An 18206-nucleotide genomic window follows, 5' to 3' on the forward strand; every position below is an offset into this window, starting at 1 on the left:
TGGGCCCCTCCGAGTATGAGTCGGAGGGGCCCACAAGAGCTGAAGGAAGGTGACGTCTCCAGCTTCCCGAACGGATCCGTGGGGTCCGGCAGACCCCGTCACCGGTCTACCTCGGTGGGGATCCCCACCGCCAGGGGCCTCGGTTTCCGCTCGACCCACCGCTCCGGAAAGAGCAGCGTGTCGACATTTCTACTCCCCTGGCGAACGCCGCACAACCCTTTCCTCCACAGAGATTCCGTTAAGTCGCGACCCACCGCGTGTCGTCCACAGCGATCCGCTACCCATCCACAGAAACGGCCGAGGTTATACACACCCCCTGTGCATAACCTCGGCCGCCGGTGACCTACCGCAGTGAAACGATCAGCAGGGCTGCACGTAGTACGTGGTGGTTCCGTAGTCGTAGCGAGCGCTTGAAGGAGCGGCCCGGGTGAAGGCGATGTGTCCGTGGCTGGAGTTCCGGAAGGCGCCGACGGTGCCCCGGGTCTGGTTGTTGACGTAGGACTCGAAGTAGTACGGCACGTAGTACTCGCGGCAGTCGTAGAGCGAGCCCTTGAGGCCGGTGAAGTCCCCGCCTTCGTAGAGGCAGAGGTTGTAGTAGTTGCAGCCGTACGGCCAGGCCGCGAGGGCGGCCGGCGACTGGTTCAGGTCACGTGCCCTGGTCTCACCCGGCAGCGGGATCGTGGTGTCACCCTTGCCGTCTTTCCACAGCACCTTGTTCGGCGCGATCTGGGTGCCGCCGTCCTCGGCGATCACCTGGTCTACCCGAGCCTGGAGTTCCTTCGCCTGCTTCGCCGTGAACCCGGCCTCCTGGACCTGCGCGGCGTACCCGGTGGGCTGCGGCGTGCGGGCCGCACCCGCCGCGGTGACCCCGGTGCCGAGAGCGAACAGCCCAGCGGCCAGTACTGCGACCAGCCGACGAGCCCGATTGCTGGAACGAACTGCCATCTTCGCCTCCTGAGAAGGATCTGGATGGAACGGCACCATTCCGGCCCAGCTCGACACTCGGGTGACCTGGCGGCAAACTCGCCCTACCAGCAGGAGAAGCGTTGCCGCCCTTGCACGCTGGTCGAATTGTCTGCCCTGCTGGTCGAATTGTTACTCCCAGCGGAAGAAGCGGGCGGCCAGTGCGACGCAGGCAACCGTCACGGCGAGCAGGGCGGCGACGTTCTCCAGGCCGGGCCACTGACCGGACCAGGCATCCTGCATGCCGGTCATGCCGGCGCCCATCGGGGTGATGTCGCGGAGCCACCGGATGGACTCGGGCATCAGGTCGCCCGGTGTCCAGACACCGGCGAAGAGCATGCTGGGGAAGATCAGCAGGTTGCCGGCGATGTTGGCGGCCTTGGCGGTCGGGACGAGTCCGGCGATCAGTACGCCGATCGACAGCATCGCCACCGTGAAGAGCAGCGCGGACGGGCGAACGGCAGCGGCGAAGCCGGCAGTTCGGCGCCGAAGGCCAAGCTGCCCAGGCCGAGGATCACCAGGATCACGGCAACTCCGGCGGCCACGTGCAGCAGCAACTGCGCGATCAGCAGTTTCACCGGACGGACCGGCGTCGTCGACATCCGCCGGAGCACACCCTTCTCGCGATAGCCGGCCAGGACCCCCGGCAAGCTGGCCATCCCGAGGATGCCGATGCCGATCCCGATCGCCATGGTGGGCAGGAAGCTCTCCGGTACGCCGTTGTCGCTGCCGTTGCCGTCGCCGGTGTTGATCAGCGAGAAGATGGTGAGCAGCCCGGCCGGCAGGGCGAAGATGAAGAACAGCCCGACCCATTCCCGCAGGAACAGCTTGGTCTCGATCCGGGTCAGTGCGACGGTCTGGCTCATCGGTTCGCTCCTTCGAAGTCCCGGCCGGCCAAGGCCAGGAACGCGTCGTCCAAGGTCGTCTGTTCGGTGTGCAGGTCGCGGGGCGGGAGACCGCGGGCGGCCAGTTCGGTGACCACCTCGACCAACAGATTGTAGTTGCCCGTGACAACGAATCGGCCGGTCTCGTAGGTGACCGAATCGACCGCCGGCAAGGCTTTCAGGACGGTCTCGTCGAGCTCGCCCTGGACCCGGAAGCTGATCCGCTCCCCGCCGCGCGCCGCGTCGACCAGCCCGGCCGGAGTGTTCAGGGCGACGACCCGGCCGGCGTCGATGATGGCGATCCGGTCGCACAGGTACTCCGCCTCGGCCATGAAGTGCGTGACCAGGATGATCGTCACGCCCGAGTCGCGGATCTGCTTGACCAGCTCCCAGGTGTCCCGCCGGGCCTGCGGGTCCAGGCCGGTGGTCAGCTCGTCGAGAATGGCGATCTTCGGGTTGCCGATCAGCGCCAGTGCGATCGACAGCCGCTGCTTCTGCCCGCCGGACAGGTTGCCGAACGCGGTGTCGCGTACGCCGGTCAGCGCGAGCCGTTCGAGCAGCTCGTCCGGGTCGGCCGGGTTGGGGTAGAACGACGCGTACAACTGAAGCGCCTCGCGGGCCTTGATCCGCTCCGGCAACTCGCTGGCCTGCAACTGGACGCCGACCAGCGAGGTGAGCTCGGCCCGTCGCTTGCGCGGATCGAGGCCGGCTACTCGGACGGTGCCGCCGTCCGGCGTACGGAGCCCGGCGATCGACTCGACGGTGGTGGTCTTGCCGGCCCCGTTCGGACCGAGGATGCCGAAGATCTCTCCCTCCCGGACGGTCAGCGAGACGTCGTCGACGGCGACGGTGGTGCCATAGGTCTTGCGAAGGTTGGTGACGACGACTAGTGCCCTGTGTCCGAAGTTGTTTGAGTGATTGCGGTGTTCAGGTGCGTGCATCGCGGTGGCGGAGGAGCGGCCTCGATACTTTTCCATCGTTGCCGTTTCTCCGCTGCCGCGAGGTGCGTGCCTGGGCGCCGCAAGCACCAAAGAACTTCGGACACAGGGCACTAGGTCGCCGTCGGACGGTTCTGCGGGCATGGCAAGGCCTCCCTCGGTACTGCGGGCGTGTGTGGACGGAGCTCTAGTGGGTCAGGTCGAGCAAGTCAGGTGGAGCGGGGCCGGTGGAGCGGGGCTGGTGGAGCGGTCAGCCCTTGGCGGGCTTGAGCGACAGTGGGCGGATCAGCAAGTAGCCGCAGTACAGGGCGATTCCGCTGACCGCGAGGACTCCCGGGATGCCGATGGCCAGGGATGGGCGGTGGTAGCCCGTGTTGGCCAGGGCGTCGGCCATCCATTGGGCGACCAGGAGGAACTCGGCGGCAGCGGCCGGCAGCAGACCGAGCGGGAGGAAGGCGAGACCCTTCCAGAAGCCGAAGCGGTAGAACGCGATGCCGATCAGCCAGCCGGCCGCTTCGTGCGCCAGGATCAGCAGGAAGAACTCGGTGAAGATCAGGCCGACCTGCGACGTCGTGGTGTACAGATGCGGGTTGTCCATCACTTGCTGGAATCCGGCCCAGTCGTAGATACCGCGCTCGACCTGGTAGGCCAGTGTCCAGATCAGCGAAGTACTGATCGCGGCGCCGACGAGAAGGATGCTGCCGGCAACGGCGAACATCCGCCGGGTCACGCCGTGCGCGATCAGCAACGTGAACAGTGCGGGCGTCAGGGTGATGCCGATCGCCGCGGAGAAGTACTTCGGCGACTGCGTCCCGTAGTCCCACATGCTGTGGTTCAGCGTGCCGGTGAAGAGCTGGACGATCACGCCGCCGACCAGGAAGGTCAGCAGCATGATGAGCCAGTAGCCTCCGATCATCGGCCGCAGCCCGACCATCATGGATCGCAGGACCATCCGCAGCCGCCCGGTCGCGGTGGCCGAACCCGGGAGGGTCACCGGACGGGCCGTAGTACGGGCCGCTGTCTGTGTGGTGGTGCTCATCGGGAGCCCTCCTTCGCGCGCGTCGAACCGGTCAGGTGGACGAAGAGATCCTGCAGACCGACCGGGCCGATCTCCAGTCCGGCCGACTGCGCCTTGGCGTGCAACGAGTCGTCCAGGTCACCCAGGACGGTGATGGACTTCGTGCCGCCGAGACGCTGCTCGGCCAGCACGACAAGACCGGCGGTGAGCTCGTCGACAGCGCCGGCCGGACCGACGATCGAGGCACCGCGACCACGCAGCGAGTCCACCGGCGACTGGGTGACGAGCTTGCCGTTGTCGAGGATGACGACTTCCTCGAGCAGCGCGCTGACCTCACTGACCAGGTGGGTGGACATCACGATCGTCCGCGGTACTTCGGTGTAGTCGGCGAGCAGGGCGTCATAGAAGAGGTTCCGCGACGGCACGTCCATGCCCAGGTAGGTCTCGTCGAAGATCGTCAGCGGCGCGCGACTGGCCAGTCCCAGCACGACCCCGAGTGCGGACTTCTTGCCCCGCGAGAGTTTCTGCACCTTCTTGCGGGTCGGTACCTCGAACTTGTCGAGCAGCTCGCCGGCCAGCTCCGCGTTCCAGTACGGGCGCAGCGCGGCGGCCATGCCGAGCACGTGCTTGACCAGCGAGGAGTCGATCAGATCGCCCGACTCGCGGATCAGGCAGACCCGGCTCGTCACCACAGCGTTCTCGTACGGCGGCAGCCCCTCGCCCAGCTCTTCGCCGTCGATCAGCACCCGGCCGCTGTCGGGTTGCCGGAAGCCGGCCAGGACGGCGGCCAGCGTGCTCTTGCCGGAGCCGTTGCGGCCCAGCAGCCCGTGGATCTTGTCCGGCGCGAGCCACAGGTCCAGCCCGTCCAGCGCCGGTACGCCGCCGAAACTGACGGTCAGGCTCTCGGTCCTCACTCCCAGGCCACTCACTGCTCCCCCTCCTTCTGGACGTACTCGACGATCTCGGTCAGTGGTACGCCGATCGCCTTGGCCTCACGGATCATCGGATCGACCACCTCGGTGAAGAACGAGTCGCGCCGACCGGTCCGCAGCAGCTTGCGCGCATCCGGGCTGACGAACATGCCGATCCCGCGCTTCTTGTAGAGCACGCCCTCGTCGACCAGCTGGGCGAAACCCTTGGCCGCGGTGGCGGGATTGATCCGGTAGAACGCCGCGTACTGGTTCGTCGACATGACCTGCTCGTCCTCGGCGAGGGCACCCGTGACGATGTCGTTCTTGATCTGCTCTGCGATCTGCAGGTAGATCGGGCTGCGATCGTCGAACACCGTGACCCCCTCCCGGTTCTTCGGTTCGTAGGTTCATTACTTGACTAATGAACCGTAGCACCGGGAGTGGGTAACGTACAACCGTGACTGACAACGTGCGGGAACTGCGCCTGGTCGTAACGGTCGACGACTACGAGGAGGCCGTCGCGTTCTACCGCGATGTGCTGGGGCTGAGCGAGCGGGAAGCGTACGAGTCCGAGGACGGCCGAGTGACGATCCTCGAGGCCGGCCGCGCGACGCTGGAGATCGCCGACCCCAACCAGGCCGACTTCATCGACGAGGTCGAGGTAGGCCGCCGGGTAGCCGGCAAGTTCCGCGTCGCCTTCGAGGTGGACGACTCAACAGCCACCACCGCCAAGCTCTCAGCAGCCGGCGCCACCGTAGTAGCCGAACCCACCCGCACCCCCTGGAACTCCCTCAACGCCCGCCTAGAAACCCCCGGCGGCATCCAACTAACCCTCTTCACCGAACTCGACGACTAACTGGTGCTTGTTCTGGTGCGGCATGGGATGCCAACTCATGGGCCGGATGTGGCTGCTCGGGACTGGGTGCTTGCGCCGGAGGGGGAGGTTGCGGCGCGGGCGTTGTGCGAGCTACTGCCGGATGGGGCGCGGGTGGTTGCTAGTTCGGAGCCGAAGGCGGTTGCGACGGTTGCGCCGGCCGGAAGGGTGATGCAGGATCAGCGGTTTGATGAGGTCTCGCGGGTGGAGGCTTACGACGACGACTTCCGGACGCAGCGGCGGGCGTATGTCGAAGGTGCGGACCACGCCGACTGGGAGGCCAGGGAGGACGTCGTCAGGCGGTTCGAAGCGGGGGTCGCCGAGCATGTTGCGGCAGCTGGCGGGCGGCCGGTGGTGATTGGCTCGCACGGTATGGCGATGACGCTGTGGCTGACGGCAACTGTCGGTCTGGACGATCCGGGTGCGTTCTGGGCAGCTCTTCAGTTTCCCGATGCGCACGTCGTCGACCTCTCGGCCGGGACCGTCGTGCGCCTCGACGGACTCTCGCCCTAGAGCGGCGTCGCCCTCAAGGGCACTAGAGCGGTACGGCCAGGGCGGTTAGGGATTGTTGCCATTGGGGGGCCGTCGACAGCGGCAGCGGGTCGATGGGGTTGGTGTGCCAGGCGTGGATGGGGCGGATCCCGTGGAGGGCGTTGACGAGCCAGACTTCGTCGGCGTCCGCCAGGTCGGCGGCGGTTCGGGTGCGTTCGGCGATCTCGGTGCCGCGGTCGGTCGCCAGGCGGCGGAGGAGCTCGGCGGTGACGGACGGCAGGATCGGGAGGGTGGCCGGCGGGACACAGAGCACGTCGTCTTCCCACCAGACCAGGGCTGAGTAGGCGCCTTCGAGAGCGATGCCGTCCGGGCTGACCAGCAGGACCTCGTCGGCGCGGTCGGTCGCGGCTGCCTCCGCCCGCAGCTCTCCGAGTACTTCGAGATCCGGGCCCTTCACCCGCGGCGTACGGCGGGGATCGGGCCGGACCGAGACGCGGATCCGGCCGCCCTGCGGGGGTGCCGGGCGGAGCTGGACAGCCAGTTCGCCCTCGGCGCTCAGCTCGAACCGCGGGAACCACCGGCCGAACCCGGGCAGCCGCTTCACCTGGTCGTCGAAAAAGCCAGCGGCCTCGACCCCGAGCGCCGCGCACGACGCCGTGAACCGCTCCCGGTGCAAGGCGAGACCACGCACCTTGCCATCGGCAACCAAGAAGGAATCCGCCACCTGCAAGGAAGTCATACCGTCCGCCCCTGGATCGTTGCTGTTGCCTTGAGCACCATTTCGTCGTACTCCGCGACCGGGTCAGAATCGAGCACGATCGCCCCACCCGCCCCCACCACGGTCTCCCCCGCCGTCATCACCGCGGTCCGGATCACCACACTCAGATCCGCCCGGCCGTCCACGGTCAGATAGCCGAGCGCCCCCGAGTACACGCCACGCGCCGACCACTCGAGCTGGTCGAGCAGCTCCATCGTGCGGATCTTCGGTGCCCCCGTCATCGATCCCGGCGGGAAACACGCCCGGACCGCGTCGATCGCGTCCACCCCGGACCGCAGTCGCCCGCGCACCGTCGTCACCAACTGGTGCACGGTCTCGTAACTCTCGACGGCCATCAACTGCGGAACCTGCACGGTTCCGGGTTCGCTGACCCGGCCGAGGTCGTTGCGGATCAGGTCGACGATCATCAGGTTCTCGGCCCGCGTCTTCTCGTCCTCCGCGAGCGCCTTGGCGACCAGCTGGTCCTGGGCCGGGTCGGCGGAACGCGGCGCGGTCCCCTTGATCGGCCGGCACTCGGCCCAGCCGTCGCCGTCCACGGTCAGGAACCGCTCGGGCGACGAGCTCGCCACCGCCAGTTCGCCGTACCGGAGGAAGGCGGAGTACGGCGCGGGGTTGCTCTGCCGTTGCCAGAGGTAGAACCCGAACGGGTCGTCGACGGCCGGCAGCCGGACCCGGTTCGTCAGGCAGACCTCGTAGGTCTCGCCGGCTTCGAGCGCGGCCATGCAGGCGTCGATCCCGGCCAGGTAAGTGGCGCGATCCTGCTCGAGGTGCGCTTCGAGGTCGAACTCCGCGATCGGCGGCGCGCCCAGCCAGCCCATGGACCAGCTCGCGGCAACCGCTTCGGCCCGGTCCAGCCAGTCAAAAGCCGCAGAATCGCCAGGAGCATGCACCGCGACGAGAAGCGAGCGATCCTCCTCGTGATCGATGACGACGAAGCGGTTGGCCCAGATCCACAACGCATCCGGAGTCGGCGCTTCGTGCGCGGCCGCTCCCCCGGTGAGCGCCTTGAGCTCGTAGCCGAAGTACCCGACATAACCGCCGCTGAAGACATCCCGCAGCTCAGCGGGTACTGCGTCCAGCTGGGCTGACCGCGCGCTCAAACGGTGCTGCAGCTCCGCGAAGACGTCACCCTCGGCGACATCCCGTACGACGACCTCCGCGTCGGCACCGCTCGACGTACCGAGGACCGAGACGCGGCGGACGTGCCGGTCGGTCAGGCTGCCGTCGAGCCAGAAAGCGGCCGGCTCGTCCGCGAGCAGCTCACGGTAGATCCGCTCGCCGTCCAGCGCACGATCAAGCGCACGGACGGACCAGATCAGAGCAGGCACAGCTGAACGGTACCTACTGCAAGGCGAACTTGGTGCGCATGGCGGTGATGCGGCGGATCGGGATGGCGACCTGGAGGGGCTCCTTCGCGCCGCGTTCGGCCAGCCAGACGGCGGCGACTTCCCGGCGCTTGTCCGAAGTACCGGGCAGGTAGAGCGCCCCGACCAGGCGGCGCGCGTCGTCGAGGGTGCGCACGGTGTACGCGTACCGCTCGCGCTGCGACTCCATCACGTCGAACCCGGCCGCCCGCAACTGGTCCTTCAGGTCCTTGATCTCGCCACCGCCCGGGAACTGCGGCGTCGACCGCAGCCGGGTGGTGAGACTGGTGAGCGTGCGAAGGTCGCTGCGGCGCAACGGCCGGACCGCCGGGACCGTCGCGGCCAGCACGCCGCCGCGACGCAGTACGCGAGCAGCCTCGGCCAGTACTTCGGGAAGCGGTTGCAGTACCGCCAGCCCCATCGAACAGGTGACGACGTCGAAAGCCTCGTTGGCGAACGGCAGGTGCCGCGCGTCCGCCTGGACCTTCGGACCGGGCGCACCGGCCAGCTGCGCGGCGTTGTTGTCGGCCCCGACCACCCACCGCCCGTACAGCTCGCGCGCGACCGGGCCGTTGCCGCAGGCAAGGTCGAGGACACGCCGCGCCTCGCCGGAGACCGCACGAACCAACCAGCGATAGGGCGTGTGGTCCCCGGCCACCGCTCGTGACAACAGGGCTTCAGTGCTGCCCGGCGCCGCGGTGTGGAACTCCCGCAGGTACTCCGGCCAGTCGATCTCGTTCTCAGGCATCGCGGACAGACGTTACTGCCTGACCACTGTCAGTACATCATCGAGAGCTTTCAGTACCACTTCTTAGTAGAGTCTTAAACCACGCTGACGAAGATGTGGCCCGCGGTCTCGTCGCTGATCACGCCGCCGGCCTCGCGGCTGCCGACCAGCACGCCCTCCGCATCCAGGGTCGAGTCGACCTCGCGGCCGGGCAGTGCGCCCGCGCGGCGCAGTACCGACATCGCGTCGTCGTCGGTCTGCACCGGCTCGGCGATCCGCCGGACCAGCACCCGGACGGAGTCGCCGGTGGCCTGGTCGAGCACCTTGACGAGCGGCTCGACGCCCATCCGGAACTCGCCGATCGCGAGCGCCTGACCGTCCTTCTGCAGCTCCTCCAGACCCGGGATCGGGTTGCCGTACGGCGACTCGGTCGGGTTGTCGAGGATCTTCAGCAGGCGCAGCTCGACCGCGTCGCTCATCACGTGCTCCCAGCGGCAGGCCTCCGCGTGCACGTCCTCCCACTCCAGCCCGATCACGTCGACCAGCAGGCGCTCGGCCAGGCGGTGCTTGCGCATCACCCGGGTCGCCTGCATCCGGCCGACCTCGGTGAGCTCGAGATGACGGTCACCCTCGACCGTGACCAGGCCGTCGCGCTCCATCCGGGCCACCGTCTGACTGACCGTGGGACCGGATTGGTGCAACCGTTCGGCGATCCGCGCGCGCAGCGGCAGGATGCCCTCTTCTTCCAGTTCGTAGACGGTCCGCAGGTACATCTCGGTGGTATCGATCAGCTCGCTCACGACATCCATTCTCACCTACCCAGGCAAGCCTTACCCAATCGCCTGTTCGAATGATGTGGAGTGTCGTCCAAAGTTGTGCGTCCGACAGGATTGGGTGATGGCTACTGCGGTGATGTGGTTCCGGCGGGATCTGCGGCTGGCGGACAACCCGGCCTTGCTGGACGCGGTCGCGGCGGGTGACGGCCGGGTGGTCGCACTGTTCGTCCTCGACCCGTTGTTGTGGGATCAGGCAGGTGCGCCTCGGCGGGACCAGCTGACCGCGTCGTTGCGGAGTCTGTCCGAGTCGATCGGCGGGCGGCTCGTCGTACGGCGTGGGGATCCGGTGGAGGTCGTTCCGGCGGTGGCCGCCGAGGTGGGGGCGGCGAGTGTGCACGTGTCGGCGGACTACGGGCCGTACGGGCAGCGGCGTGACGCGGCCGTCGAGAAGGCGCTTGGGTGTCCGTTGGTTGCCACAGGTTCCCCGTACGCCGTTGCGCCTGGGCGGGTGCTGACGCAGCAGGGGTCGGCGTATCAGGTGTTCACGCCGTATTTCCGTGCGTGGCTCGACCACGGCTGGCGGCAGCCGGTGGATGCGCCGAGCCGGGTCGAGTGGGCAAACCTCGTGAGCGACGAGTTGCCGCCGGCTGATGTGGTTGCCGGCGAGGCGGCGGCTCGGGAGCAATGGGAGCGGTACCTCGACGAAGTCGCGGAGTACGGGGCCGTGCGGGACCGGCCGGATCTCGACGCGACGTCGCGGATGTCGGTGCCGCTGAAATACGGGGAGATCCATCCGCGGACGATGCTTGCCGATCTCGCGCGGAAGCGGAGCGCCGGGGCCGAGGGGTACCGGCGGGAGCTGGCGTGGCGGGAGTTCTGCGCGGAACTGCTCGCACGTCACCCGGAGGCGGCGTGGAAACCGGTGCGGGCGGAGTTCGAGCGGATGGAGTACGACGAACCGGGCGATGCGTTCGAGGCCTGGTGCCGCGGGATGACGGGGTACCCGATCGTGGACGCCGGAATGCGGCAACTGGCCGAGACCGGCTTCATGCACAACCGGGTGCGGATGGTGGTGGCGTCGTTCCTGGTCAAGGACCTGCATGTGCACTGGAAGCACGGCGCGCGCTGGTTCATGCGAAACCTGCTCGACGGTGATCTGGCGTCGAACTCACTGAACTGGCAGTGGGTCGCGGGCTGCGGGGCGGACGCATCGCCGTACTTCCGGATCTTCAACCCGACCACCCAGGGACTGAAGTTCGATCCCCAAGGCGACTACGTACGCCGCTGGGTACCCGAGCTCGCGGCCCTACCAGGCAAGACAGCTCACGAGCCTTGGAAGTCCTCCAACGCCGTCGACTACCCGCCCCCGATCGTCGACCACGCCGAAGCTCGCCAAGAGTCTCTGCGCCGGTACGCCGCCCTCCGCTGAGCGCAGCGCTTGACCTTCTCCTTCATCGGAGTATTGTGCTAGTTAACTAGATGAATGGGGTTGAGGATGATCGAGTTCCATCTGGACGGGCGGTCGGGGGTCTCGCCGTACCAGCAGATCGTTCAGCAGGTGAAGAACGCCCTGCGGCTGGGGTTGTTGCGGGAGGGAGATCAGCTGCCGACGGTGAAGGACGTGGTCGGGCAGCTGGCGATCAATCCGAACACGGTGCTGAAGGCGTATCGCGAGCTGGAGCACGAGGGGCTGGTCGCGGCGCGGCCGGGGCGCGGGACGTTCGTCACCAAGACGCTGACCGATCACAGCCTCGCCGCCCACGGTCCGCTGCGCACCGATCTGCAGCGCTGGCTGACCAAGGCGCGCAAGGCCGGGCTCGACGACGACAGCATCGAGGCGCTGTTCCAGACGACGTTTCGGTCCGCCGCTCAGAAGGGGATAGCGTGAGCACCGCACTCAGTGCCCAGGGCCTGGGCAAGAAATACGGCCGCCGCTGGGCGCTGACCGACTGCACGCTCGACGTCCCGGCCGGTCGCGTGGTCGGCCTGGTCGGACCGAACGGCGCCGGTAAGAGCACCCTGCTGAACCTCGCCGTCGGCATGCTGACCCCGACCACCGGCAGCATCGAGGTGCTCGACGCACCGGCCGGCGGTCCGCAGCTGACCAAGATCGGGTTCGTCGCGCAGGACACCCCGACGTACGCGCGGCTGAGCGTCGCCGACCACCTCAAGCTCGGCGCGCGGCTCAACCCGGGCTGGGACGATTCGCTTGCCCTGGCACGGATCCAGAGCCTCGGCCTGGACCCGAAGCAGCGCGCGGGCAAGCTGTCCGGCGGTCAGCGCGCCCAGCTCGCGCTGACACTCGGCGTCGCCAAACGCCCCGAACTGCTGATCCTCGACGAACCCGTCGCCGCGCTCGACCCGCTGGCCCGGCGCGAGTTCCTGCAGGACCTGATGGAGGCCGTCACCGAGCACGACCTCAGCGTCATTCTCTCCTCGCACCTGGTCTCTGACGTCGAGCGCTCCTGCGACTACCTGGTCGTCCTGGTCGACTCGCGCGTCCAGGTCAGCGGCGACATCGACACCCTGCTCGCCACCCACTACCGCTTGGTCGGTCCGCGCCGCGACGAGAAGTCGATGCCACAGAACCAGCACATCGTCAGCGTCAGCCACACCGATCGCCAGTCGACGTACCTCGTCCGCACCAGTGACCCGATCCTCGACCCGGCCTGGACGGTCTCCCAACTCACCCTCGAGGACATCGTGCTCGCCTACATGGGCCGCTCGGCCTCGGCGCCGAAGAACAACCGCCCTCTGCTGGAGGTACAGCGATGATCTGGCTCACCTGGCGGCAGTTCCGCCTGCAGGCGTTGGTGGTCATCGGCGCCATCGCGATCCTCGCCGTCTTCCTGGTGGCGACCGGCCCCGGTCTGGCCGACGACTACCAGCGCTACTCGACCGAGTTCCTCAAGCGCATCGGACTGGAGCGGATCAACAGCTACCTGTACGTCATCGGCCAGGTTCTCGTGTACGCCGCTCCGCCGGTGATCGGCGCGTTCTGGGGTGCACCGCTGATCGCCCGCGAACTGGAAGCCGGCACCCATCGGCTGGTCTGGAACCAGAGCATCACCCGGACCCGCTGGCTGGTCACCAAACTGGCGGTCACCGGCCTGGGCGCGATGGCCGTCACCGGTGCGCTCAGCCTCGCGGTGACCTGGTGGGCCGACCCGATCGACGACGCGATCAACACCGGTCAGGCCTCCGGCCTGTTCGACATCCCGCGGATGCTGCCGCCGGTCTTCGCCGCCCGCGGGGTGGTTCCGATCGGCTATGCGGCCTTCGGGCTGGCGCTGGGCGTCGCCGTCGGCCTGGTCGTCCGCCGCAGTGTGGTCGCGATCGCCATCACGCTCGCGGCCGTGATCGCGGTCCAGGTGCTGTCACCGTTGCTGCTCCGGTCGCACCTGATGACACCGGTCGAGACCAAGGTCGTCATCACGGCCGAGAACATGCGCGGCTTCATGCTGAGCGGTCCGGAGGACGACGCGGAAGTGGTGCACCTGGAGGCCAAGCTCGAGGGCCAGGAGGGCTTCTGGAAGATCTCCGAGGAGACGGTGAACTCGGCCGGCGTAGTACAGACGAAGCTGCCGCAGTGGCTGGCGAAGTGTGGCCCGCCCGGGCCGAACGGCACCACCGACCCGGCCCGGAAAACCTTCGACGCGTGCTTCGAGCAGCTCGCCGATGAGGGCTATCGGCAACAGATCAAGTACTTCCCGGCCGACCGGTTCTGGAGTCTGCAGTGGCGCGAGACCGGCCTGTTCCTGCTGCTCGCGGCGGGCCTGACCGGCTTCTGCTTCTGGCGGATCAGGCGCGATCTCTCCTGAGCCGTACCCACCGGGCGAGCAAGGCCAGCGCCAGCAGGACGGCGCAGGTGACGGCCGAGGTCAGCGGCAAGGTGACCGCGAGAACCACACATCCCGCCAGCCCGAGGATGTTGAGGACTCGCGGCCACCGCCGCTGCTCGGCCGGTTGCGTGTACGCCGACGCGTTGGCGATCGCGTAGTACAGCAGGACTCCGAACGACGAGAAGCCGATGACGCCACGCAGGTCGGTGGTCAGCACCAGGACGCCGACCACGGCCGCGAGCGCGATCTCCGCGTGGTGCGGCACCTGGAACCGCGGATGCACCGCGGCGAGCCAGCCCGGAAGATCCCGGTTGCGGGCCATCGCCAGCGAAGTACGGCCGATGCCGGTGATGAGTGCCAGCAACGCGCCGAGGCTGGCCAGTGCGGCGCCGACTCTGACGATCGGCTGGGCCCAGGCCGCGCCGGCCGCCTCCACCGCGGCGGCCAACGGCGCCGGCGACGAGGCGATCCGATCCGGGCCGAGGGCAAGCAACAGGCTGACGCCGATGACGAGATAGATGCCGACGGCACCGAACAGGGCGATCAGGATGGCGCGCGGGATGGTGCGAGCGGGCTCCCGGACCTCCTCCCCCATGGTGGCGATCCGGGCATAGCCGGCGAAGGCGAAGAAGAGCAGACCGGCAGCCTGCAGTACGCCGTACGGGCTGGTGCCGGCGGTCCAGTCGGTGACGCGATCGGTCGAGCTCGTGAGCAGCAGGACCACCACGAGGGTCAGGACGACGAGCGTGCAGCCGACGAGGATCCGGGTCAGCGACGCCGTCCTGGTGATGCCGCGATAGTTCACCGCCGCGAGCGCGATCACCGCTGCCAACGCGATCAGCCGCCGGGCCCACTCGTGATCCGGTACTGCGTACGTCGCGAACGTGAGCGCCATCGCGGCACACGACGCGGTCTTGCCGAGCACGAAGGCACAGCCGGCCAAGTATCCCCACCACGGCCCGAGCCGCTCCCGTCCATAGGCATAAGTGCCACCCGAAACGGGATAGACGGCAGCCAGCTGGGCCGACGCCGCAGCGTTGCAGTAGGCAACAAACGCGGCGATCACCAGCGATACCAGCAGCAGCGACCCGGCCGCCCCGGCCGCCGGAGCCCAGACCGCGAAGACGCCGGCCCCGACCATCGACCCGAGCCCGATGACGGCCGCGTCCCGGACTCCCAGCCGCCGCGCCAGCGCCGGCTGGGAGTGGTTGTTCTCAGTCACCGGCTGCCATGGCTTCTGCGATCTTCTGCTCCGCGGCGGCGACCTCTTCCTTGGGCGCCTCGGGGAGCAGATCGGCCCAGAGCGGGAGCATCTCCCGGCTCGCTTCGAGCATGCCCAGCGGGCGGGGGAAGAACCAGACATGGAAGTGGGCAGAGCCGTCGCCCCAGCGGTTGACGTGCACCCGGGCGATGTTACCGACACTCAGGACGGCCCGCTCGATCCGGGCCACCACGGGACCGTACGAACTGGCGAGGCGGTCCGGCAGGTCGGCGAACGAATCGTGGTGACCGCGGCTGGCCAGCCAGACCAGTCCGGGGATCGTCACCTCGGTCGCCCGGCACAGGACCCATTCGTCGTTGCTCCACAGCGGGGAATGCGGGGACTCGTCCTGGTGCTCGAACCACTCGCACAGACCACACGGTTTCCCGCCCGGTTCGCCGACCCGCGGCGGCTCGGGGATCACGCGCGGTCCCAGCTCCACCCGGGTGAGCGGTTCGGCGTACGGCAGTGTCATCAGACTTTCTCCTCTGCGATCGGCTGATGCACTCCATGAAACGTGCTTGTTGCAAAAATTGCAACACCTATGTTGCATCCTCGTCTAAGGGTCGACGATGCCGCGCAGGACCAGGTCGAGGGTCAGGGTGCGGACCCGGGAGCGGGACCAGTGATGCCGGCCGCGCATGTGCACATAGGTGAAGGCGGCCGCCACCATCAGCACCTCGGCGACATCGCTGACCCGGCCCCGCGGATGCAGCGAACCGTCCTTCTCGCCCTCGCGCAGGAACCGCTCGAACGGGTCGATGAAGGACACCTTCCCATTGCGTTCCTGTTCGCGGTGGAAGACCAGGTCGGACGACAACATCAACGGCACATGCCGGTCGATCACGTCGAACAGCGCGGTCAGCGCCTTGACCAGCAGTTCGCGGCCGGTTCCGGTCGCGGACAGCACCGGCCACATCGTGTCGCGGTAGTCCTCGGCCAGCTCGTCCAGCAGACCGTTCAGCAGGCCTTCGACGGTGAGCCCCTGACGCCACAGCGTCACCCGGGACCGGCCGAGCCGCTCGGCCACCCGCTCGAGCGTGACACCGTCCCAGCCGTGCTCGGCCAGCACGGCGACAGTGGCCGTCCGCAGGGTCTCGTCCACAGCTGCTCCTTGTGAAACACGGCTGTTGCATTGCAGGATGACTCTACCAACGTCCCAGGGAGGATCCGTGCAGCCCAGAACCGACTTCGTGCTCCGGCTGACGGCTGAGGAGCTGGCCGGGGTGGCCGCGCTGACGGCCGGGGTGTCCGGCGTCAACGAGACCGAGGTTTCCCAGGAGGACGCGGTGGTCGCCGCGATCGAGTTCGCCCTGACCCGGTTGATCGACGACTACGAAGTACCGGACCCGGACGCACGCAGCCAGGTCCAGGTCGCCCGCGACGAACTCCGGGCCGCCTGGATCCGGGGCGGTTCGTCGCTCTAGATGTGATGTCCAGGGACGTTGGTCAGTCGGCTGACTGGTGGCCTGCCGCCGATTGCGGAGTGGGCTCGGTGATGATTGTAGAAGTGGAGCCAGCCGGGCAGGGCTGTGTTGCGTTGGTCGGTTGAGGTGTAGAACCGGGCGTAGGCCCAGCCGTCGGCCAGGGTGCGGTGGAAGCGTTCGATCTTGCCGTTGGTTTGTGGCCGGTAGGGCCGGGTCCGTTTCGGGGTGATGCCGAGTGCTGCGCAGGTGTCGCGCCAGGCGAATGAGCGGTAGCAGGACCCGTTGTCGGACAGGACGCGTTCGACGGTGACGCCGTGGTCGGCGTACCAGGCGACGGCCCGCTGGAGTACTCCGGCGGCGGTGTCGGCTTTCTCGTCGGTGTGGATCTCGGCGTAGGCGACGCGGGAGTGGTCGTCGATGACGGTGTGCAGGAAGGCTTTGCCGGTGCGGGGTTTGTAGTCCTTGCCCTTGGGCAGGCCGGGTGTGGCGAGCTGATTTTGGTAGCCCTGCTGGCGGCCGACGAAGCGGTGGCCTCCGCCGTCGGGGATGTTGGCGAACTTGGTGACATCGACGTGTATCAGCGAGCCGGGGTGGTCGTGTTCGTAGCGGCGCAGCGGTTCGCCGGTGACCCGGTCGACGCGGGACAGGCGGTTGACCCGGCAGCGGACCAGTACGGCGTGCACGGTCGAGGCCGCGACGCCGAGCCGGCCGGCGATCTGGACCGGGCCGAGCCGGTGGCGCCAGCGCAGTCGCACGATCCGGCGTACCAGATGCGGCGGTGTCTTGGCGGGGCTGTGGTGTGGGCGGGAGCTGCGGTCAGCCATCCCAGCGGCCCCTTCGGCCCGGTACCGCTCGGCCCACTTGCGCGCCGTCTTGGCGGCAACCATGAACATTTTCGCCGCCGCGGCGTAGGTCCAGCCCTGATCGACGATCAGACGCGCCAGCCGTAGCCGGGTGCGTGGGGTCAGAGTCGCGTTAACGTGGGACACGAAGGCCTCCGGTTTGGTGAAGCGGTTCCTTAGACAGCTCCACTTCACAACCGGAGGCCTTCACCTGTCACACCGACTCACCGCCACAAGGCGGGCCAACCTCCCTGGACATCACATCTAGACCGCCTTCAGCACAGGCAGCAGTCGGGCGACTTCGGTGGCGACCGCGGTGCGGGCCGGGCCGAGGTACTTGCGGGTGTCGACGAGATCGGGCTGGTCGGCCAGGACCTGGCGGACCGTGGCGGTGAAGACGTTGTTGAGGTGGGTCGCGATGTTGACCTTCGTCATCCCCGCCTCGACCGCGCGGGTCAGGTCGGCATCCGCCACACCGGACGAACCGTGCAGCACCAGCGGAACCGGTACTGCGGCCCGCAGCGCGCCGATCAGCTCGAAGTCGAGTTCGGCGGTCCGCTCGGTCATCGCGTGTGACGAGCCCACCGCGACGGCGAGCGCGTCCACGCCGGTCGCCTCCGCGAACGCCAGCGCTTCGTCCGGCCGGGTCCGCGCGCCCGGGGCGTGGACACCGTCCTTGCCGCCGACCTCGCCGATCTCGGCCTCGACGAAAACGCCGTGGTCGTGGCAGAACTTCGTCACCTCGCTGGTGGCCGCGACGTTGTCGGCGTAGTCGAGCTTCGAGGCGTCGTACATGACCGAGGTGAAGCCGAGGCCGACCGCCTCGGTGACGAGGTCGCGGTCCATCGCGTGGTCGAGGTGCACGACGACCGGAACCTGCGCGGCGGCCGCGGCGGCCAGGGTCGCGACCGCGATCGGCTTGAGCGCGCCGTGGTACTTGACGGCGTTCTCGCTGATCTGCAAGATCACCGGCGCGCCGACCTGCTCAGCACCCGCGATCAGCGCGCTCGCGTGCTCCAGCTGGATCACGTTGAACGCACCGACGCCCCGGCCATCCTTGGCGGCACCCAGCACGACCTCTGCCCCGGAAACGAGCGGCATGACGAACT

The 18206-nt window shown here is 68.1% G+C and carries 23 protein-coding genes; 7 read left to right on the forward strand and 16 right to left on the reverse strand.

Annotated features, from left to right (window positions below):
• Nucleotides 1–360 precede the first annotated feature (360 nt).
• The 7 genes from ACQPYM_RS35000 to ACQPYM_RS35030 all read right to left on the reverse strand — a co-directional run bounded on the left by ACQPYM_RS35000 (nucleotide 361) and on the right by ACQPYM_RS35030 (nucleotide 5088).
• Entirely contained in the window at nucleotides 361–945 is a 585-nt protein-coding gene (locus ACQPYM_RS35000; RefSeq protein ID WP_433009310.1) for a hypothetical protein, read from the reverse strand.
• Nucleotides 946–1095: 150 nt separating this feature from the next.
• Complete coding sequence (locus ACQPYM_RS35005; protein WP_433023456.1) at nucleotides 1096–1389, reverse strand: ABC transporter permease; 294 nt, start codon at nucleotides 1387–1389, stop codon at nucleotides 1096–1098.
• Nucleotides 1368–1829 (reverse strand): ABC transporter permease, encoded by a 462-nt coding sequence (locus tag ACQPYM_RS35010; RefSeq protein ID WP_433009313.1) that lies wholly within the window; start codon nucleotides 1827–1829, stop codon nucleotides 1368–1370. The genes ACQPYM_RS35005 and ACQPYM_RS35010 overlap by 22 nt, the downstream gene beginning before the upstream one ends.
• Nucleotides 1826–2824, reverse strand: a complete 999-nt coding sequence (locus tag ACQPYM_RS35015; RefSeq protein ID WP_433009316.1) for an ABC transporter ATP-binding protein — start codon at nucleotides 2822–2824, stop codon at nucleotides 1826–1828. Before ACQPYM_RS35015 ends, ACQPYM_RS35010 begins: the two co-directional genes overlap by 4 nt.
• Before the next feature lie 211 nt (nucleotides 2825–3035).
• Nucleotides 3036–3824, reverse strand: coding sequence for a hypothetical protein (locus ACQPYM_RS35020; protein WP_433009319.1), 789 nt, complete (start codon nucleotides 3822–3824; stop codon nucleotides 3036–3038).
• Entirely contained in the window at nucleotides 3821–4732 is a 912-nt protein-coding gene (locus ACQPYM_RS35025; RefSeq protein WP_433009322.1) for an ATP-binding cassette domain-containing protein, read from the reverse strand. The genes ACQPYM_RS35020 and ACQPYM_RS35025 overlap by 4 nt, the downstream gene beginning before the upstream one ends.
• Complete coding sequence (locus ACQPYM_RS35030; RefSeq protein ID WP_433009325.1) at nucleotides 4729–5088, reverse strand: GntR family transcriptional regulator; 360 nt, start codon at nucleotides 5086–5088, stop codon at nucleotides 4729–4731. Before ACQPYM_RS35030 ends, ACQPYM_RS35025 begins: the two co-directional genes overlap by 4 nt.
• A gap of 83 nt (nucleotides 5089–5171) precedes the next feature.
• Here ACQPYM_RS35030 and ACQPYM_RS35035 point away from each other — a divergent pair, with 83 nt between their 5' ends.
• Together ACQPYM_RS35035 and ACQPYM_RS35040 are read left to right on the forward strand one after the other, a co-directional pair.
• Nucleotides 5172–5570, forward strand: a complete 399-nt coding sequence (locus ACQPYM_RS35035; protein ID WP_433009328.1) for a VOC family protein — start codon at nucleotides 5172–5174, stop codon at nucleotides 5568–5570.
• A gap of 27 nt (nucleotides 5571–5597) precedes the next feature.
• A complete protein-coding gene (locus ACQPYM_RS35040) occupies nucleotides 5598–6101 on the forward strand; it encodes a histidine phosphatase family protein (RefSeq protein ID WP_433009331.1) in 504 nt (167 codons plus the stop codon).
• Nucleotides 6102–6123: 22 nt separating this feature from the next.
• Here ACQPYM_RS35040 and ACQPYM_RS35045 read toward each other — a convergent pair whose 3' ends face one another.
• The 4 genes from ACQPYM_RS35045 to ACQPYM_RS35060 form a co-directional block, all read right to left on the reverse strand.
• Nucleotides 6124–6819, reverse strand: a complete 696-nt coding sequence (locus tag ACQPYM_RS35045; RefSeq protein WP_433009334.1) for an aminotransferase class IV — start codon at nucleotides 6817–6819, stop codon at nucleotides 6124–6126.
• Complete coding sequence (gene pabB, locus ACQPYM_RS35050) at nucleotides 6816–8186, reverse strand: aminodeoxychorismate synthase component I (protein ID WP_433009337.1); 1371 nt, start codon at nucleotides 8184–8186, stop codon at nucleotides 6816–6818. The genes ACQPYM_RS35045 and pabB overlap by 4 nt, the downstream gene beginning before the upstream one ends.
• Nucleotides 8187–8199: 13 nt before the next feature.
• The gene (locus ACQPYM_RS35055; RefSeq protein ID WP_433009340.1) at nucleotides 8200–8970 is read right to left on the reverse strand and encodes a class I SAM-dependent methyltransferase; all 771 of its coding nucleotides are present in this window, start codon (nucleotides 8968–8970) and stop codon (nucleotides 8200–8202) included.
• A 74-nt stretch (nucleotides 8971–9044) separates the two neighbouring features.
• On the reverse strand, nucleotides 9045–9758 hold the full coding sequence (locus ACQPYM_RS35060) for a metal-dependent transcriptional regulator (RefSeq protein ID WP_433023458.1): 714 nt from the start codon (nucleotides 9756–9758) through the stop codon (nucleotides 9045–9047).
• Nucleotides 9759–9846: 88 nt separating this feature from the next.
• Between ACQPYM_RS35060 and ACQPYM_RS35065 the strand changes: the two genes are divergently transcribed.
• The 4 genes from ACQPYM_RS35065 to ACQPYM_RS35080 all read left to right on the forward strand — a co-directional run bounded on the left by ACQPYM_RS35065 (nucleotide 9847) and on the right by ACQPYM_RS35080 (nucleotide 13546).
• On the forward strand, nucleotides 9847–11154 hold the full coding sequence (locus tag ACQPYM_RS35065; protein ID WP_433009343.1) for a cryptochrome/photolyase family protein: 1308 nt from the start codon (nucleotides 9847–9849) through the stop codon (nucleotides 11152–11154).
• A gap of 66 nt (nucleotides 11155–11220) precedes the next feature.
• Nucleotides 11221–11613 carry a GntR family transcriptional regulator gene (locus ACQPYM_RS35070; protein WP_360285785.1) on the forward strand — a complete coding sequence of 131 codons (393 nt, stop codon included), beginning with the start codon at nucleotides 11221–11223 and terminating at the stop codon, nucleotides 11611–11613.
• Nucleotides 11610–12500 (forward strand): ABC transporter ATP-binding protein, encoded by an 891-nt coding sequence (locus ACQPYM_RS35075; protein WP_433009347.1) that lies wholly within the window; start codon nucleotides 11610–11612, stop codon nucleotides 12498–12500. Before ACQPYM_RS35070 ends, ACQPYM_RS35075 begins: the two co-directional genes overlap by 4 nt.
• A complete protein-coding gene (locus tag ACQPYM_RS35080; RefSeq protein WP_433009350.1) occupies nucleotides 12497–13546 on the forward strand; it encodes an ABC transporter permease in 1050 nt (349 codons plus the stop codon). Before ACQPYM_RS35075 ends, ACQPYM_RS35080 begins: the two co-directional genes overlap by 4 nt.
• Here ACQPYM_RS35080 and ACQPYM_RS35085 read toward each other — a convergent pair.
• The 3 genes from ACQPYM_RS35085 to ACQPYM_RS35095 all read right to left on the reverse strand — a co-directional run bounded on the left by ACQPYM_RS35085 (nucleotide 13527) and on the right by ACQPYM_RS35095 (nucleotide 15933).
• Nucleotides 13527–14789: an APC family permease gene (locus ACQPYM_RS35085; protein ID WP_433009352.1), complete on the reverse strand. Its 1263-nt coding sequence runs from the start codon at nucleotides 14787–14789 to the stop codon at nucleotides 13527–13529. The two genes, ACQPYM_RS35080 and ACQPYM_RS35085, sit on opposite strands and share 20 nt — an antisense overlap.
• On the reverse strand, nucleotides 14782–15303 hold the full coding sequence (locus ACQPYM_RS35090; protein WP_433009355.1) for a hypothetical protein: 522 nt from the start codon (nucleotides 15301–15303) through the stop codon (nucleotides 14782–14784). Before ACQPYM_RS35090 ends, ACQPYM_RS35085 begins: the two co-directional genes overlap by 8 nt.
• Before the next feature lie 84 nt (nucleotides 15304–15387).
• The gene (locus ACQPYM_RS35095; RefSeq protein WP_433009358.1) at nucleotides 15388–15933 is read right to left on the reverse strand and encodes a TetR/AcrR family transcriptional regulator; all 546 of its coding nucleotides are present in this window, start codon (nucleotides 15931–15933) and stop codon (nucleotides 15388–15390) included.
• A gap of 67 nt (nucleotides 15934–16000) precedes the next feature.
• On the opposite strand from ACQPYM_RS35095, the gene ACQPYM_RS35100 reads away from it, so the two are divergent.
• Nucleotides 16001–16255, forward strand: a complete 255-nt coding sequence (locus ACQPYM_RS35100; protein WP_433009361.1) for a hypothetical protein — start codon at nucleotides 16001–16003, stop codon at nucleotides 16253–16255.
• On the opposite strand, the gene ACQPYM_RS35105 is transcribed toward ACQPYM_RS35100, so the two are convergent.
• Nucleotides 16252–17244, reverse strand: coding sequence for an IS481 family transposase (locus ACQPYM_RS35105; RefSeq protein ID WP_433008778.1), 993 nt, complete (start codon nucleotides 17242–17244; stop codon nucleotides 16252–16254). The genes ACQPYM_RS35100 and ACQPYM_RS35105 overlap by 4 nt on opposite strands.
• Before the next feature lie 117 nt (nucleotides 17245–17361).
• Nucleotides 17362–18198: a class II fructose-bisphosphate aldolase gene (locus ACQPYM_RS35110; protein ID WP_433009364.1), complete on the reverse strand. Its 837-nt coding sequence runs from the start codon at nucleotides 18196–18198 to the stop codon at nucleotides 17362–17364.
• Nucleotides 18199–18206: the final 8 nt, after the last annotated feature.

Source organism: Kribbella sp. CA-294648 (genome assembly GCF_050943845.1).
In the GTDB taxonomy this organism is placed as follows: Bacteria; Actinomycetota; Actinomycetes; order Propionibacteriales; family Kribbellaceae; genus Kribbella.